Annotated in this window: 16 protein-coding genes; 2 read left to right on the top strand and 14 right to left on the bottom strand. The window is 43.3% G+C overall.

Annotation, left to right across the window (positions count from 1 at the left end; translation table 11 throughout):
• Positions 1 to 99: 99 nt before the first annotated feature.
• Together PSH41_RS17235 and PSH41_RS17240 are read left to right on the top strand one after the other, a co-directional pair.
• On the top strand, positions 100 to 543 hold the full coding sequence (locus PSH41_RS17235; protein ID WP_273589600.1) for a hypothetical protein: 444 nt from the start codon (positions 100 to 102) through the stop codon (positions 541 to 543).
• A 106-nt stretch (positions 544 to 649) separates the two neighbouring features.
• The gene (locus PSH41_RS17240) at positions 650 to 1,690 is read left to right on the top strand and encodes an IS481 family transposase (RefSeq protein WP_273589599.1); all 1,041 of its coding nucleotides are present in this window, start codon (positions 650 to 652) and stop codon (positions 1,688 to 1,690) included.
• Positions 1,691 to 1,771: 81 nt separating this feature from the next.
• Here the strand turns inward: PSH41_RS17240 and PSH41_RS17245 are convergent, their stop codons facing one another.
• The 14 genes from PSH41_RS17245 to PSH41_RS17310 form a co-directional block, all read right to left on the bottom strand.
• Complete coding sequence (locus PSH41_RS17245; RefSeq protein WP_175079833.1) at positions 1,772 to 2,023, bottom strand: hypothetical protein; 252 nt, start codon at positions 2,021 to 2,023, stop codon at positions 1,772 to 1,774.
• Between the two features lie 53 nt (positions 2,024 to 2,076).
• Positions 2,077 to 3,228, bottom strand: coding sequence for a phosphoadenosine phosphosulfate reductase family protein (locus tag PSH41_RS17250; protein ID WP_273589598.1), 1,152 nt, complete (start codon positions 3,226 to 3,228; stop codon positions 2,077 to 2,079).
• 130 nt (positions 3,229 to 3,358) lie between these two features.
• On the bottom strand, positions 3,359 to 4,957 hold the full coding sequence (locus PSH41_RS17255) for a DNA sulfur modification protein DndB (protein ID WP_273589597.1): 1,599 nt from the start codon (positions 4,955 to 4,957) through the stop codon (positions 3,359 to 3,361).
• Between the two features lie 139 nt (positions 4,958 to 5,096).
• Complete coding sequence (locus tag PSH41_RS17260) at positions 5,097 to 5,351, bottom strand: hypothetical protein (RefSeq protein WP_273589596.1); 255 nt, start codon at positions 5,349 to 5,351, stop codon at positions 5,097 to 5,099.
• Between the two features lie 111 nt (positions 5,352 to 5,462).
• Positions 5,463 to 5,981, bottom strand: coding sequence for a hypothetical protein (locus PSH41_RS17265; protein ID WP_273589595.1), 519 nt, complete (start codon positions 5,979 to 5,981; stop codon positions 5,463 to 5,465).
• Between the two features lie 19 nt (positions 5,982 to 6,000).
• Positions 6,001 to 6,435 carry a DUF6908 domain-containing protein gene (locus PSH41_RS17270; RefSeq protein WP_273589594.1) on the bottom strand — a complete coding sequence of 145 codons (435 nt, stop codon included), beginning with the start codon at positions 6,433 to 6,435 and terminating at the stop codon, positions 6,001 to 6,003.
• A gap of 142 nt (positions 6,436 to 6,577) precedes the next feature.
• A complete protein-coding gene (locus tag PSH41_RS17275; RefSeq protein ID WP_273589593.1) occupies positions 6,578 to 7,111 on the bottom strand; it encodes a hypothetical protein in 534 nt (177 codons plus the stop codon).
• Between the two features lie 128 nt (positions 7,112 to 7,239).
• Complete coding sequence (locus PSH41_RS17280; protein WP_273589592.1) at positions 7,240 to 8,934, bottom strand: hypothetical protein; 1,695 nt, start codon at positions 8,932 to 8,934, stop codon at positions 7,240 to 7,242.
• 130 nt (positions 8,935 to 9,064) lie between these two features.
• Positions 9,065 to 10,243 (bottom strand): hypothetical protein, encoded by a 1,179-nt coding sequence (locus PSH41_RS17285; protein WP_175079841.1) that lies wholly within the window; start codon positions 10,241 to 10,243, stop codon positions 9,065 to 9,067.
• A 421-nt stretch (positions 10,244 to 10,664) separates the two neighbouring features.
• Positions 10,665 to 11,132, bottom strand: a complete 468-nt coding sequence (locus tag PSH41_RS17290; RefSeq protein ID WP_273589591.1) for a hypothetical protein — start codon at positions 11,130 to 11,132, stop codon at positions 10,665 to 10,667.
• Positions 11,133 to 11,301: 169 nt separating this feature from the next.
• Positions 11,302 to 12,570, bottom strand: coding sequence for a group II intron reverse transcriptase/maturase (gene ltrA, locus PSH41_RS17295; RefSeq protein ID WP_273589590.1), 1,269 nt, complete (start codon positions 12,568 to 12,570; stop codon positions 11,302 to 11,304).
• A 618-nt stretch (positions 12,571 to 13,188) separates the two neighbouring features.
• On the bottom strand, positions 13,189 to 13,677 hold the full coding sequence (locus PSH41_RS17300) for an N-6 DNA methylase (protein WP_273589589.1): 489 nt from the start codon (positions 13,675 to 13,677) through the stop codon (positions 13,189 to 13,191).
• A gap of 242 nt (positions 13,678 to 13,919) precedes the next feature.
• Complete coding sequence (locus tag PSH41_RS17305) at positions 13,920 to 15,536, bottom strand: ATP-dependent nuclease (protein ID WP_273589588.1); 1,617 nt, start codon at positions 15,534 to 15,536, stop codon at positions 13,920 to 13,922.
• Between the two features lie 169 nt (positions 15,537 to 15,705).
• Positions 15,706 to 16,110 (bottom strand): hypothetical protein, encoded by a 405-nt coding sequence (locus PSH41_RS17310; RefSeq protein WP_273589587.1) that lies wholly within the window; start codon positions 16,108 to 16,110, stop codon positions 15,706 to 15,708.

Consider the following 16,110-nt stretch of genomic DNA (forward strand, 5'->3'; position numbering starts at 1 on the left):
CTCACTAAATTGGCTAGTATTTATACGTCTCCTGCCACCAATGGCAAAAAGTAAAATAGGCGCTTTCGAGCTGCCTTCAACACGTAATGAGGTAATACTATGACACCGAGTAATCAACCGGTTAATCAAGCTGTCTCAATCGATACTCTGTTAGCTCTACGCTTAAACTTGAAAGGCAAAGTACCCGCCCCGACCGTTAAGCCAAAGCCAACTAAAAAACCTATCGATATATCACTTGAGAAGTACCAGGAAGCCGTAGATTTTTATACAGATCACCCCAACCAAGAAATGTATAAAAGTTACCTGGCTAGTTTATCCATTTGCAAAACTTTGAAAGAGGCCTTTGAGCTTTCTGACGCAATTGCAAAGGAAACAACGAATGTCAGAAAAAAACGACTGAAGGGTATGGAGCGAGAAGAGTCCGTGAGCTCATTGCTAATGCAGCGAGTAACGGCACTTGAATCCATCCAACACGCCAAATCAAAACTGGCTGAACTCAAGCAAGAACGAGTAGAACTGAAGAAAAATAAAAAGCCCCATTAATGTGAATTAGTCTCGACTTAATCTGACACTTCTTCTTGAAAAGTTGAGAGTTACCCGTTTTGATAAAGGTGTCGAATCTTTAATCAAAACAAAATAGGTAACTCTCATGTTGCATACTAGCAATCCAATCATCAAACACAAAGCAGGACTGTTAAATCTGGCTGAAGAGCTGGGCAATGTTTCGAAGGCCTGTAAAGTAATGGGCGTATCTCGAGATACGTTTTATCGCTATCAGGAATTGGTGGAGGAAGGCGGTGTCGATTCACTGATTAACCGTTCAAGACGCACACCGAATCTCAAGAACAGAGTCGATGAAGAGACTGAGCAGGCTGTCAGAGCACATGCTATTGCGTTTCCTGCTCACGGTCAGGCGAGAACCAGCAATGAGCTACGTAAAGCAGGCGTATTCGTTTCAGGCAGCGGTGTTCGCTCGATATGGCTCAGGCATAACCTGGAAAACTTCAAAAAGCGACTTGCCGCACTGGAAGCCAAAGTTGAAAGCGAAGGCATCATTCTGACAGATGAGCAGGTTGCTGCGCTTGAGAAGAAAAAGCAGGATGACGAGGCCTGCGGTGAGATTGAAACACATCACCCCGGCTATCTTGGCTCACAAGATACTTTCTACGTAGGTAACCTCAAAGGTGTTGGCCGCATCTACCAGCAAACCTTCGTCGATACCTACAGTAAAATCGCGTTCGCCAAGCTCTACACGACCAAAACGCCCATCACCTCGGCCGATATACTCAATGACAGAGTGTTACCGTTCTTCGAGGCTCAGGAGCTGCCCATGCTGCGGATTCTGACAGACAGGGGCACAGAATACTGTGGCAAAGTGGAACAGCATGATTATCAGCTCTACTTAGCCATCAACGATATCGACCACACAAAAACCAAGGCGCGACATCCGCAAACCAATGGGATCTGTGAGCGATTCCACAAAACCATCCTGAATGAATTCTATCAGGTCACCTTCCGCAAAAAGCTCTATGACTCGCTGGAAGTATTACAGAAAGATCTGGACGAGTGGCTGGAATACTACAACAATGAAAGGACTCATCAGGGCAAAATGTGCTGCGGCAGAACGCCAATGGAAACATTAACCGATGGGAAGCAGATTTGGGCTGAGAAGAATTTAGCTCAAATCTAATCTGACGCAGGCACCGGAAAAACGGGTAACTGTCAGATCAGGTCTGAGCTAGTACACATTAATGGGGCTTTTTTTTGGCTATCAATCTTTATCTGAACGCATAAGCAAAATCGCTTTAATGATCAGAATGAACAGCGCTACCACTATGCAGACTATTCCGATACCCAGTATAAACACAGCCTTTACAATATTAGTGTCAGTTGTAGGTCCGAAAAGTAACGCACCTAAACCCAAAAATATCGCACCAACCGCGATGTCAATTAGTAAGCCGTGGGCAAACACTATCAACATCTTTTTGACGAGCCGAGGCCCATCACGTTGCTTCGCTTTCAAAGCGACCTCCTTACGTTTAACGGGCAGCTCGTAAGCGCCCTTTTTTTTCAAAATTACGTTGGTCCACAACTATCACCAAATGCACCAGCTGGTAACTCCCAGTTGTCTACAATGATGTCATGAGCGAACGTACCTCTATTCATAGCTATTTCTAGCCACTTTTTATCTACCTGATAAGGTGTACCCTTAGCTGCAACTTCAGCTAACGGAATTTGAACAACCTCTTTATCACTGTTGCGTGAAAAGTGAATTGTCTTGCCGTATTTAGCTTCGACCGCTTCAATATTCTCAAACCGATTCGGCATGAACGATTGAATGGTTGCTAACTGGTTTGCACTGGCAAAAATGCAAATAAGGCATGAGCATCGACCGAACCCCAAAATATATGCAGGATGAGGCAAAATGCGGTATTTCTTCATAAGATCCCACACTCGCTCTTCTTCCCAATCTTGTATGATTCGATAGTGATCCACGAAACGCTTTTTGTTGCGTTTAATATCGAAAATCACTTTACCATCGCGTCCTATTCGTTTTTGGCCCTGTGCGTCCTTCTGAGCAACTTTCGTCGATGAGCTGGCATGTGGTTCAAAACTAGCGTAACGAGCCCTGCTAGGCGATTCTTCAGCGCGTTCACCCGTTAAAACTAAGGTGCGCTTTCCTTCAAATCGCTTTTGATGGCTAATTACCTTTTTCCCCACGTCTACCTTGAGATATGCTGAACACCAACGCACTCTAAGGTCTGCACTCAGGGCTGGGAACTGTTTACGGGTTCCTAACTTATCGGAATCACCGCCGACCTTTTTGGTTTCACCTTCCGGAGTTTCAAAAAGAACAGCCGCCGTAGGCGCATTGTCCCTTTCCATTTCCCGAAGAAAACCACCTTCCTTCCATGAAAAATACAGCTTAACGCCCAATGCTTTGCACAGCGCTTTGCAATATTCTTCAGTACAAGGCCAGTCCATAAACTCAGGACCTTCACCATCGATTAAATGGTGATGACATTCAATTTTATCCCTGGGTATGCCTTGCTCTATGAGCTCAAGCAAACACGCGACCGAATCTTTGCCACCACTTAGAAAAACGACATAAATATCATAGGCCTGTAGGTCTACACCGTCAGTTTTTTCAATCAAATAATCAAGATCAAGACTATACGCATTTCCAGATACGAACCTTATAGGCTCTTCACAATGAAGTGCTTCCATATTTTTCCTCTTTACGTGTTGAAGGCAGCTCGAAAGCGCCTGTTTTGTTTGTAAGCTAATAAGCTAGTTACATTTAAGATACTACCGTATTTCACGCAAAAAAAAAGCGCCCCGAAGGACGCCTTTATTTTTACGCTGCTAAACCGTGTCGGCTTACCGCTTCTTTCATGCTCTCGGATAACTCAAGCTCAGCTACTTGTCGCAAGTAAGCTGCTGTCACCTTGACGCTATCAACCGTCTTAACCATTCGCCCAGCTACAACACAACGGTTATTCCAGTGTGATGCATCTTTGGCTGTCGGAACACTCGCAATTTTGTCAATTGCCGCTTTAACAGTGTCTTCGTCACTTTCGCACATACCCGATAAGGCAAGCGCTACTGACTCCAAAAATACTGCGTGACCGGCCACATTATAATTTCTCAATTCTTCAGAACTGATCTCATTATTAATGACCTTTTGCCACAGTCGGATTTTTCCAGTCAATTCAGTTAGCACCAAGTCGAAAAACTGATTCATTGAATCCAATTTTTCATCATCAATGTTAGTGAAAGACTTTTCTTTGACATTAAGAAGCTTTTCAACAAACTTCTTCCAATGCACCAATGACCAAACCTTTTCAGATTTACCACCAATTGTTGTTTGCTCCTTATCAACTAAATCGTTTATTTCTGGATGACGCTCTAAAGCGTCCAGAACGAATTTATTGAAAGGATTACGCAAATCATACAAAGAGCTAATGGCTGCATTTGGCTTAGATAGATTCGCATTCAAATCCGCGAATATTTGCTTCGACCGCTCAAGCCCTTCATCGTAGAAAAATGTCACAGGAACTGTTTCATCACCTAACGACTTATCTTGACTTAGGAAGTAACGAGCTGCGGTAGCTCTGTGCTGCCCGTCGCTTATAAGAAGCTTCGCAGTCAAAGGAATTCGCAGTACACCTAACCTATCAGCAAGCCCATCAACGTTTAACGGGTCAAAACACATCGCTTCGTTAACACTTACCGTCAGACTTGGAAGCACGTATTCATCACGATTATCTATAACGTACTGGCCGATTTCATTGGCATGCTTAACGTTGACCTTTCGTTGAGCTCGAAGCTCTGCCGGAAGGCTTTCATCAGCAAACGTGAAGAACTTAACCAGGTACTTAAATGGCACCTGGGCAATGTAAAACTCCTTGCTCGCCTGGATGCCTTTCACAGCTGGAAACGAGTAGGTAATTTCACTTGCAGCGCTTTCAAAGCTAGAAACAACACTAGCTTGTTTCGCTTTCTCTTCCGCTTGTTGCTGCAACCGTCTTTCATTTTCTTCAATGAGTTTTTGCGCGGGTTCAGAGAACTTATCGCACCACTCATCAAATTCCATATCGCGATTGTACTCATCAAGTGGGACCAGGTACTTACACGCCTCTTCAGCGCTTTCACCTGTTTTCATTTTTTCAATGATGTCTGCACACTTTCGTACTTCGCGTTGGCGGTTACATTTGACATAAGCATTCCATACTAACTCTACTGGCTTATCACCTACTTCTAACTTTTCATCAGTAGTAAGCTCAAAAGCCATTTGGGAAGGACTTAATGCGCCCTTACTGGCTTTTTTTGCTTCACGATCAGCAGTAAAAGCGTCTTTATGACGGCCTTTTACTACACCAAAGTCATGACCACACTTTGCCAGGTCAGCATTGAAATCAGTAACACATACACGATAGAACATAGTAACGCTCATAATATTTCCTCTTTACGTATTGAAGGCAGCTCGTAAGCGCCTGTTTTGATTGTGGCCGATGGCCGATTAACCATTTCACTATATCAAATTTTGGACATAAAAAAAGCTTCCTAATGGAAGCTTATTTTCTATGCCAAATCTACACTTCAGACGAACCAACCCAGCAATCGTCCTTTTTATCCCCCAAATATGCATCCCAGCCAAATTGCAGGGTTTCATAATCGGTCGTTAAGGATTCACTGATGTGTTCCAGTGCGTCATAGGTCCACCCTTCATAGGGAGAATTCTGTCTAACCACTAAGTTTCCGTCCAAATCATAAAGGTACAAATCTTTATATCTGTTTCCTTCCAGTAGACAAGGTTCACGCTCATTAATAGGTCGTGCAACAATCATAGTTTCCTCTTTACGTGTTAAAGGCAGCTCAAAAGCGCCTAGTTTGTTCCTGGCCGATGGCCGATTCAGAATCTTTAATATACCAGCGCTTTTCGCATAAAAAAAGCGCCCTCAAGAGGCGCTTTCTGTTATATACACATCACTACCTTGCAATAGCGCCTGAGTACAACCATCAGTAAACGGTGAATCATCCTCACGACGAAAGAATGAACCCATTTTGTACGGATTATATGTAATCGCACATTCAGTTCCATCTAACGTCTGCACCATTTCCGATGCATCTACGATGATGCCTTGGCAAAAAGCGTGTACGTTCTTGCGCTTTTCCCTCAAGACACGTTGCCTAGACTTCTCAGAGACTACTAACTGGCAATTTTCGAGTAATACCGAGCGAGCATAACCAATCACTTTACCTTTATCTTCACCTTCCATAGCCAGAATTGAATAGAACTCCGGTTTGTTCAGGTTTCGATAAACCCTAACTCTCATTAGGCGGCGGCAAATACGATCTGCTTTACCCACTTTTGATTCAAACTGACCGTCTTTAAACAGTGAATTGCGTAAACATTTTGGCTCGATGCTCGATGCTGCAAAATCACCTAACGGCAAATCCATAGTTGCTTGAAACATGATGCGCTCCTATACCACATTAGGCAGCAGCGCTGCGGTCTTCCCATTTAACACCATGCCCCTGTGCTACCAAGTTGTTCAACCAGCTGTGCAAAAACGAGTTTTGCGACTTTTTGGCTTTCACATTAACTTTGCCAGGAAGGGGATATACTACCTCGTACATTGGAGGAAGACTCATTTCAAATGAATAGGCCTCAACCATGTTTGTATCAGGGTAATAAAGGATTTCCATAATTGGGTCTGAGCATAAATCACCACATTGAACAAAGTAGTGTGCAATTGAAAAGCCAATACACTTTTGGTCGTTAAAACCATCAGTAAGCTCATTGCGCTCAACCACTAAGTCCATCACACCAGAAGAGATACTTTTGCGGTAAGAAGGGACCGAATTATCTTCCAGAATAATTCCAAGCTTTACCATTAGATCGTAGTTTTTCTCAAATACAGTTTTCATAACTTTCCTCTTTACGTATTGAAGGCAGCTCGAAAGCGCCTGTTTTGTTTGTGGCCTAAAGCCAATAATCACATTCAGTATATAGACCATCGACTAATAAATCATCTTTGAACCATAAAAAAGGCCGCTTAGCGGCCCTTATTTATTTGAGAAGGTTGAAACCAAAGTCAGCAAGGCGTTCAGCGAACTCGACATAAATGTCACTCTCACCGTCCCAGTCTTGCTTAACCTTGATGTAGTCAGTGAACTTACCTTTAGCTTCTTCTTGAGTCGAAGCCATTACAAACTTCAATTCATCTTCGTAGTCACAAACCCTACCAACGACAACAAACACATGCTGTTGCAACTCATCATCACTTGCATCAACAAGCAATGGCGCTATAACCCTTTCCCATACAGGATAGACTTGTTCGCTTGTGATTCGCTCGTTATCACCTTGAGCGAAACAAATTGTGTCATAGCCCCCATCGTAATTATCCTGTAACCAATCGCCAAGAGCGGTTAATAGCTTACGATTAGATGCTGGCATTACCTTTTCCATTTGCGCCCAGGTAACTATAAATCCAGATTCGCTAGGGAATATTTGGTTTTCAATGCCTTTAGCTGTTAAACATGATGACAGTTCATTAGCTTCATTTAGTGTTGTTTTGGTTTCAGTTTTTATTACTGCTTTCATGGTATTTCCTCTTTACGTGTTAAAGGCAGCTCGAAAGCGCCTGTTTTGTTTGTGGCCGATGGCCGGTTTAGAAAATTCAATATACCATCAAAAATACATAAAAAAACCCCGACGATGCGGGGTTTTAGTTACAGTATGAAGTCCAGTTCAGTTTGTGACGTATTGGCTGTCAATTCAACCACTCTATCTTTGATCTTCTTCGGCACAGAAAGTCGAAGAATTGCTTCGTCCACAGGAATGCCGGTTGTTGTTCTGAGCGAAAACAAGGCTTGAGCTCGTTTTGCATCACGGTTCAACCGGTCAATACTTCCTTTGGCTATCCGGACAACACCACTTTCAAGTAAGTGCTTCAGCATAACAGTAGGGCATTTGTTCTCTAAATAACCCCCTTCAACCAAATCGGGATAAAAAGAGTCTACAAACATCATCGCCTTACTATTTTCTGTTACAACCTCGAAAGCGCTGCTTTCATCGTATTTAACAACTTGGTGTTTTATACCATCACGGTAATAAACTCTCGCTAAATGCTTGTACTCACCGTACAAACCTTCATCGTCAAGCCCAATACTGTTGTCCTGATCCATATAATCTTCAAGCGGAAAATACATATAAACAGGGCTGAAGGCAGCCTCTATCTTTTCCGTGTGAGGAATCGGGTAACGCATACCATCCTCAACAATTTCATGCCATATTTTCAACGCCATACCAGGTTCAGGCTCCCCACCTTCTCTTGACCAGTGGTACTGAATAGCCAGTAATTCACGATAGTCAATTAAGTCAATGGGGTGATAACCATGCTGGTCAAAAGCGTCTTGCTGAATTGTCAGCACATATCGCAAGAGATCCATCCGATATTCCATAGAATACTGGTTGATTCCAACTTTAATAAAACCGTCCTTCATTTCCCTGCCCAGTAATGACCGCTTGTTATAGTCAAACAAGGTGTTGATCATATAGGTGCGAAGATCATTAAGGGGCTTCATGAAACCATATGTTTTAGGCGATACAGCTAGTTGCGCCTCTAAACTACGGTCAGTTGGATTCATTGCACACAGTACACAACCGAAACGAGCGCCACACTCCTTATTGTTTTGAATGCCAGCAAACAGATCACAGGTCCCGCCGTTACCGGCGCTGTAATGCCGCCTCATAGCGTCAAAACGGTCGGAATAGCTATCAATTTCACATTCATCAACAACCTTGAAAAGCTGCCAAACATCGTTTAGTGACCAATCCTTGATGATGGCTTGCGTCCATCCAAGGCCTGTAGCCACAACCTTTGTAGCTGATTCATTTCTTTTCTTCAGGTTCATCGCCCTTACTGTTGATTCGCTATCTCTAGCGCCTGAAATAGAAACAATCTTAGTGGTTTGATGTTTTTGTTGAAGTGATTTTAGAAAGCGTTCCATTGGCTTGATTTTCCAAGAACTTGCACAATCTCTGCCTGAAGCCGATGTTTGCGGCGTTCTAAGCAACTTGCCTCGCCCCACATACTCAACCATAGGGTTATTAGCCAGAGACGGTTTCAGTTCCTTGGTAATAATTGGCAAGCCGGTATCAGATGCGAATGTATTCAGGTCTTCGTGTAGATCCATCATGTATTCATGAAGAACCATATTATCCAACGTTGTATTGGTCGTGACGACATACAAAGGACCAACATTTGGGTTTATTGCGTGAGCTCTTTTTAAGCCCTCAACAACACAAATACTAGCTGCGCCGGAATCTTTACCACTCAGACCCAGAGATACTATCCAACCATCCAAGAAGAGCTTGGTAGCTCGCTCAACGGTTTCTTCATACATACTATGATTAATAGACATAGTGTTTCCTCTTTACGTGTTGAAGGCAGCTCGAAAGCGCCTGTTTTGTTTGTGGCCGATGGCCGGTTTAGAAACTCCAATATACCATGTACCAGGTATAAAAAAAGCTTCCCGAAGGAAGCTTGTTTATTTACACAATATCGCGCTTTGCCAATTCAGAACAAACATGCGTTCTTACCTTGGGGCTCAATATTTTGTGGCAACGTTCAACAATGTATAACTGCACCATTTGAAAGGCATAACCGCCATTACTTTCATCAAGACAATCCCATAAGGATTCGTTATCTTGGCAAGCCAAGACAACTTTGACATCGATGTTCATGTAACGAGCTAAGGCTTTAACTTCAGTTTCTTTTAGCGTACCTATATACCCTAAAAGATCCCCCAGGACTTCCGTTTCATCCCATACTGAAACATCGTCAATCCGAGAATGTGAACAACCATGTATTGCATGGCTAACCACATCATCCAGAATCTGACTTTGCATTTCAGTTAATAGTCGGCCTTTACCTATATGTTTTCGCAGTTGCGTAGCATCACAAGTAAATTCCGTTTTGGGCGACCGGTGTTTTGCCTCATGAACCAATGCTGTTTCAGAACATCCAAGAAAATGAACATTCGCAGGCTTCACCGTCGAAATGAAATCAAACACTTCAGAACGGCTTAGCGCTTCAGCGTTGGAAGGAAGGCCAACAACAAAATCCATATTCAGCATTGCTTTACACCGCGCATAATGTTCAGCGATAGACAAACGACCTTTTTGCATTGGAACCATCACCTTCACATTACGGCGAGTAATAAGCTCTATTTCGCGCTTATAGTCAGCCAATAAACGAAAGCTTTCATCTTGATCACCAACCACATCAGGAGCAACAACAATCAAGCCGGAAGGGTTAGCGCATTTTTCGATAATGTCATGGTATCTCTCAAACACTTCGTCAAAATCAATTGGCTTTGTATCTGGCTTTCGCAGACCGGCCATGAATGTCCGGAATGCCCCGCTATCAACAAATACTTCCCCCCCTTGAGAAACATATTCAGCAACTAGAGAACGAACCGGTGCAGACGCATCCATCACGCATATACCAATTGCCGAGCCAGCTTGAATGTATCCCAAAATATCAGATTTAGAACTTGCACCAGACCTATACGTAGTGATTTTTGCACCTGGCATAAAGTCATGAACAAGATCGTGTTGTTGCTTTGTGTATTGTTTATCACGCAGAACCTTTTCCCAGGGATAGACCTTAAATTCAGGAATAGCCCTAACAGGAGTTGGAACAGCACTATCAAACATTTCTATTTGCATATGTTTCCTCTTTACGTGTTGAAGGCAGCTCGAAAGCGCCTGTTTTCTTTGTGGCCGATGGCCTACTAGAACAGTATCAGCGTAGCAAAATTATCCCGCTGCAGCATAGTCGTTTTTGACTATATAGGTTGTGGCCATCATAGATATTCTTATCTATGCTCGATAAAAAAAGGTCCCGAAGGACCTTTATCTTATTGAACGGTTATCCCCTTTTGTTTTAGCAACGTCCGGAAATAAAACCGCTGATTGTCTTTACACTCTGCAAGCACCGCGACCGTATTTTGAACAGACCAGGGAACGTTAATATCGTCCAGCTGGTTAGCCCAAAACGCGAAATCACTTTTAACTTTGTCGTGGTAGACACAAACGCAATGCGTATAAAAACCAAGTAGATTATCAAACTGATGACTGGTAATAAGCATTACTGATCCCCCACATCTGTCAACTGCGCTATCACATTGTTTCGCAACGTATCCAAAGCACCATCTTTATTATTAAGAAGATCGCTGTAATACTTTTCTTGCGACTTAAACCAGTGACGAAGTGCGGCCTCAATCAATTCTGGCGACAATGTTTCACCTTTAGCCAATGCTGCATCAATACGTGCTAATGTCCCCAACATTGCACACTCTACCGCGCTTGTATCCAAGCCATTTTCTTCAGCAAACTTTTCAGCCAAAGCCTTCACAGGATTGGTAGGTTGCTGTTGATTAAATACTTGCACAGCTAAGAGTTTCATAAGTACATCGTCGTGGCGCACCTTTTCAAATGCATCACGCGGGACGTTTACAACGCAATGCATGGAGTTTCCATTTAGACAGGGCGTAAGGTTAACACTTCCGTCTGCACAGTTAAGCCAGCCTATTGAACGAATTTGATCTACAGTCATTATCTTTACCTCTTTACGTGTTGAAGGCAGCTCGAAAGCGCCTGTTTTGTTTGTGGCCGGAGGCCGATATAGAAACTTCAATATACCATGTACTAGAATCGAGTAGGAGGAGGCCTCTAGGCCTCCGTCCTCTCACACCACCGGGCGTACGGTTCCGTACCACGGCGGTTCATAGGTTATATTTGAACTGATGGTAACTGTCCATCAGCGATATCAGGCCCAGTTTATCAAACAACTTCTTCGGTACGGCCTGATTCATGTGCGAAGCACCCGAGTTCCACCATGGGCCGCGCCCATTGGTGGTGCTCAGTACTGCTCGTTTCTCAGTAATACCGAAGCGCATCAACATCCGTGCACGGGTTAGACCTCGCTTCCATTGTCGCCACAGTATCTTTCGCAGATGGCGGCGAAGCCAACCATCCAGTTCGTTAAAGATACCTTTAGCGGTCGCGTGACAAAAGTAATTTATCCAGCCACGCAGTTTGGGCGTGAGTTTGTTTATCGTTTTACGGATATTCCAACCTCTGGCCATTCGAAGTAGCGCCTTGATGTTGCCTTTAAAGCGTTTCACGCTTTTGTCAGCCACTTTCAGCCGGATGTTGTATTTCCGGCTGCATACCGTATAGCCAAGGAAGCTGCGCTTCCATGGCCTGTCGGCAGCACTCTTTTCTCGATTGACTTGAAGCTTCAGGCGCTGTTCAAGGAACTTCGTTGTTGAGGCCAGCACTCTGTGCGCTGCGCGCTCACTGCTCACATAGATGTTGCAGTCATCCGCGTAGCGGCAGAAGCTATGACCTCGCCGGGTCAGCTCCATGTCCAGCTCATGGAGCAGGATATTCGATAGCAACGGCGAGAGCGGCCCACCCTGCGGTGTACCTTCCGTTCGTGCTATCACGACTCCGTTGTCCATGATGCCCGCTTGCAGGTACTGGCGTATCAGTTTGAGCACGGCTTTGTCCTTGATAATCCGGGCGATGCGCGACATTAAAATATCGTGGTTCACCCGGTCAAAGAACTTCGCCATATCAATGTCGACCACCCAGCGTTTACCCGACTCCATATAATCCCGGGCTTGATGCACCGCTTGCACGGCGCTTTTGCCCGGCCTGAAGCCGTAGCTATGCGGTGAGAACATCGGCTCGAACTTCTCGCTCAACACCTGGTGCATTGCCTGCTGGATAAGCCGGTCTATCACACAGGGAATGCCCAGCATCCTTGTGCCGCCGCCGGGCTTAGGTATCTCTACCTTGCGCACCGGTTGAGGTTGATAGCTTCCATCCAGCAGTTGTTGTTTAATAGGCTGCCAGTGTTGTTGCAGATAACCTTTCAGCTCGTCTGTGGTCACACCATCTACCCCGGGCGCGCCTTTATTCCGGCGCACTCGATGGTAGGCTTGCAGCATATTTGACCGTTCAAGTATCGCTGACATTAAGTCCATGTCAGCCCCGTTCAGAGTGTTTCCCGCTGATGCCCTGACGTACGGCACAACCTGAGCGTCCCGCGCAAGCTACTGGCTCCACGTTTTGGCTCAGGTGAACATTTGCTCTTGCTGTGGTAAGTAACATCATCGAATCAGCAGGATCCAAACCATAACCTATGTTCAGCCCTTCGGTTGGCGGTGACCAACCTACTACGGCATCGGCTGACTTCTGTGCCTCCATCCTGATACTTCACAGCATCAGTAGCCTTAGGCAGAGTCACAGACCTCCCGGGGTAATACGCGTGACCTTCACACTTATGCCTGCCGCATCTACGTCCATAGTTTCCGTGTAAGTATTGGGCTTTAGCAGTAATGGCTACCTCACCCACTATGGCCGCCTCGTATGCAGTTTCTGTTCGTCAGGCCAGTGTTTTGCTTTCCGCTTCCTTCAGATTCCACCTCGCGATGGACACCCTTGCGGTTCAGCTAGTGATTCCCCTTACCGGGCTCACAGAGGACTCACACCTCCAAGTCATTCTGCCAGCACCACCTGTACAGAAACAGCTCCCATCAGGGCGCTACGCGCCATGCCCGGCGCACCATAAAAAAAGCTTCCCGAAGGAAGCTTGTTTATTACTATGCGGTTTCTCCTAACAAATCAAATTGCTCTACCGGCATGGCCGTAGGCTTTTCATTTTCGTCCGGAGCCAGCAAATCAGCACATTCTTTTATCGCGTAATGCAATTTAAGTTTTTGCTCCCACGCACCCATGTAATACGCAGGCGTTCTGAACACCTTAGTAATATTCATCGTGAGGGTGTTACCGATACATATTTCAGCTGGAATATGCAAAAGCGTAAACTGAACATAAGCCATCATTGCAGCTACAGGATCAAGGTCAATCGCCTGCACCCAAAGGCGCTGTTGATAGTTAATACCTCGTTCGCGTAACGCTTGCGCGTATGCTATCACCATACCACCTGAACCCACGGCAGGTTCATGAAGCGTTATAACTGGCTTGTCTTCTATATCCGACACATTTAGCTGTGCCATTAATAGGGACAATTCATAAGGGGTAAAATTAATGTCGCTTACGAAAAATGGAAAATCGTTACCACCGTACATTTAAAGACTTTTTGAGTGGTAACAGTTTTATCGAAATATTTTCTGAAAAGGCAATCGAATAAGTAGGAGGTATAAAATATTGTTACCTATTTGGAGAGGTTGAATTTTTAAATATTATTTTATATCTAGAATTTGCTTTTGAGTATATTGATGAAATGGACAATCAAGAAGAAGCTTAAAACTGTTTTTCGACATATAAATCTGGTGTGCCATTGGCCCCACCAGATTTTATAACCGATCATTTAGTACGACAGTTCCCAGGCACTTAAGAGAGTTTTAAATATTATCGGCATTTCTGTTTCGAATTGCTCTTTTGTAATCTCATCACCTACACGCTTTGCAAGCTTCGTTTTTTTCTTGCCATTCATTTCTGATACTTGCTGTTCCGAGCGCTTCCAGTCTTCATAAGCTGGATAGCACTCCTCAAGAGAGCCATACTCTAAAACCTGTATTTGACCTCTATCGTTAAAGGCTTTGAAACTTTTTATAAAATCGTCAAATCCTGCCTTTGCTTTGTCTGTTGGGGCATCACATAGTATTACCATTTTCTCTTCAAAGATCGATTTCTCTAAAGGTTTGAAAGCTTTCTTAATCGCATTAATTGAGCGTTTTGCTTGGTGAGTATCACCTTCAGCGGAAATAATTTGAATAGTTGGCTTATCCGAGTAGAAGCGACGAATAACTCTAGTTAAAAATTCGACTTCACTGGGACCTTCAACAATGACGAAGTTACGAGGCAACAGTAAATCTGCTGGGCTACCCCCTAGTAATTCAAAAACTACGTATGGTTTGTCAAAAGTGTCTACTGATTTAAAGTTAGTAATACTGTCTTCTTTTTCTACTTTGAATATTTTTTGGGATGGATGTTCGTCTGCTACAAATACTGAGGAGTGAGTATTTATAAAAACTTGGTCTAGGTCCTCACAAAGCTCCAGTAATACATTTTTCAACTTTCTCTGCGCTGTTGGATGAAGGTGTAATTCAGCTTCATCTATAAAGAAAAGAAATGACTTTCCTGCATCATCGCGATTTTTTCTATACTCTGCATAAGCCTGAATTATTGCTAGCATCAAAGCTCGTTGCATACCGTCGCCTTTTTCTGAGGCGTAAGTTTCAACACCATCATCGACCCTAGTTTGAAAGTTTTTCAGTAAATCGTCAAATTCAGGGCTAGTTACCTCAAAACTAACTTTAGTACATTCTGCGAATTGTTTTTCAAGGTGCGTTTTGACACTATTTCCGAGCTTGTCAAACTCTACTTTCACGGCTGAATCCTCATTATCGAATAGCTCGTCAAACTTGCTTCTAAAGGCTCGATACTGGGGGTCATCTTGAAGAATTTCTTCAAGAACAGATGAAAGCATTATCCCTACAGGAGTTTTAGATGAATACTTTGCTACTTCATCAAAATATTGTTTAGTGTGAATATATTCAAACTTAGGTAAGAAATCGTTAAGAGCTTTATCAAAACCTGCGGGGTTTTTGGCTAGCTCCACGCCCCTGATAGTCAGCGTTCTTTTACTAGGCTCACCGCTCGTTCGTTTTACAGAAAGCGTATTACTACCATCTAAAACGTTTAAAATTTTCGTTTTGTTGGTCTCATTTCGCATATTCTCAGCACCATGCTGAGCCCCTTCAAACTCAATTTCAACTGAAATTTCTTTAGAGGTATTTCTGTTGGGATATAAATCGATTAGAGACTTACCCTTTGGTAAACCTTTGAAGAACCACTCTACAGCCTCAAAAAGATTTGTCTTACCGGCATTGTTTTGGCCTACAAAGACATTGAAATCGTTAAAGTCGAAAACTGCACTTTCGATTGACCTAAAATTATTTATAGTTACTTTTGTTATCTTCATCTTCCCTGATCCTAATTTTAAATTTAAAAAAGTATTAGCTTACTTTCAAAAAAAGCCTCAAGAAGTACATACGCACCGCTAAAGCTAATAAAATCCTAGTAGATAATACTGTAAAGTAAAATATGCTTTTTACTGAATATCTTTGTTTGGCTTTTAATATTATTCAATTTTAGCCTAGGTGCTTAAGCCTTTCTGCAAAATTATTTCGCTCAGCTAACACTTCATTGTACATGTTATAAATTTGCTGAATATGTTCCCACAACGACTCATTCTTAACTTTGTACTCATCAGCTAATGCTTTGTGTTGACTGTTTAAAATTTTCAATGACTTAATTTCTTTCTTAAGCTTTTCATTTTCTGTGCCTAACGTAATCGACTCAGCTTTATGTTTCTGACGCTTTTGCGCAGTCTTAATATCTGGGATTTTCTCAGGGTTAAACTTGTAGATTGCAGAGTTTGAAACACCTAATCTTTTCGCTACTTGGCTAACATTAATTTTTTCGTTATTGGCTGTCATTTCTGACAAGGCCTTATCAATTTTGTCAGCCATTGAGATCTCAACTGATTTACTCAT

It is taken from the genome of Pseudoalteromonas sp. CST2, from assembly GCF_028599385.1.
Taxonomy (GTDB): Bacteria; Pseudomonadota; Gammaproteobacteria; order Enterobacterales; family Alteromonadaceae; genus Pseudoalteromonas; species Pseudoalteromonas atlantica.

Excerpts from the sequence above, each read along its gene's own strand:
- PSH41_RS17285 (WP_175079841.1), bottom strand. The coding sequence starts at position 10,243 with ATGCAAATAGAAATGTTTGATAGTGCTGTTCCAACTCCTGTTAGGGCT.
- PSH41_RS17290 (WP_273589591.1), bottom strand. The coding sequence starts at position 11,132 with ATGACTGTAGATCAAATTCGTTCAATAGGCTGGCTTAACTGTGCAGAC.
- PSH41_RS17235 (WP_273589600.1), top strand. The coding sequence starts at position 100 with ATGACACCGAGTAATCAACCGGTTAATCAAGCTGTCTCAATCGATACT.
- PSH41_RS17260 (WP_273589596.1), bottom strand. The coding sequence starts at position 5,351 with ATGATTGTTGCACGACCTATTAATGAGCGTGAACCTTGTCTACTGGAA.
- PSH41_RS17310 (WP_273589587.1), bottom strand. The coding sequence starts at position 16,110 with ATGAGTAAATCAGTTGAGATCTCAATGGCTGACAAAATTGATAAGGCC.
- ltrA (WP_273589590.1), bottom strand. The coding sequence starts at position 12,570 with ATGGACTTAATGTCAGCGATACTTGAACGGTCAAATATGCTGCAAGCC.
- PSH41_RS17240 (WP_273589599.1), top strand. The coding sequence starts at position 650 with ATGTTGCATACTAGCAATCCAATCATCAAACACAAAGCAGGACTGTTA.
- PSH41_RS17305 (WP_273589588.1), bottom strand. The coding sequence starts at position 15,536 with ATGAAGATAACAAAAGTAACTATAAATAATTTTAGGTCAATCGAAAGT.
- PSH41_RS17270 (WP_273589594.1), bottom strand. The coding sequence starts at position 6,435 with ATGAAAACTGTATTTGAGAAAAACTACGATCTAATGGTAAAGCTTGGA.
- PSH41_RS17275 (WP_273589593.1), bottom strand. The coding sequence starts at position 7,111 with ATGAAAGCAGTAATAAAAACTGAAACCAAAACAACACTAAATGAAGCT.
- PSH41_RS17300 (WP_273589589.1), bottom strand. The coding sequence starts at position 13,677 with ATGTACGGTGGTAACGATTTTCCATTTTTCGTAAGCGACATTAATTTT.
- PSH41_RS17250 (WP_273589598.1), bottom strand. The coding sequence starts at position 3,228 with ATGGAAGCACTTCATTGTGAAGAGCCTATAAGGTTCGTATCTGGAAAT.
- PSH41_RS17255 (WP_273589597.1), bottom strand. The coding sequence starts at position 4,957 with ATGAGCGTTACTATGTTCTATCGTGTATGTGTTACTGATTTCAATGCT.
- PSH41_RS17265 (WP_273589595.1), bottom strand. The coding sequence starts at position 5,981 with ATGTTTCAAGCAACTATGGATTTGCCGTTAGGTGATTTTGCAGCATCG.
- PSH41_RS17280 (WP_273589592.1), bottom strand. The coding sequence starts at position 8,934 with ATGTCTATTAATCATAGTATGTATGAAGAAACCGTTGAGCGAGCTACC.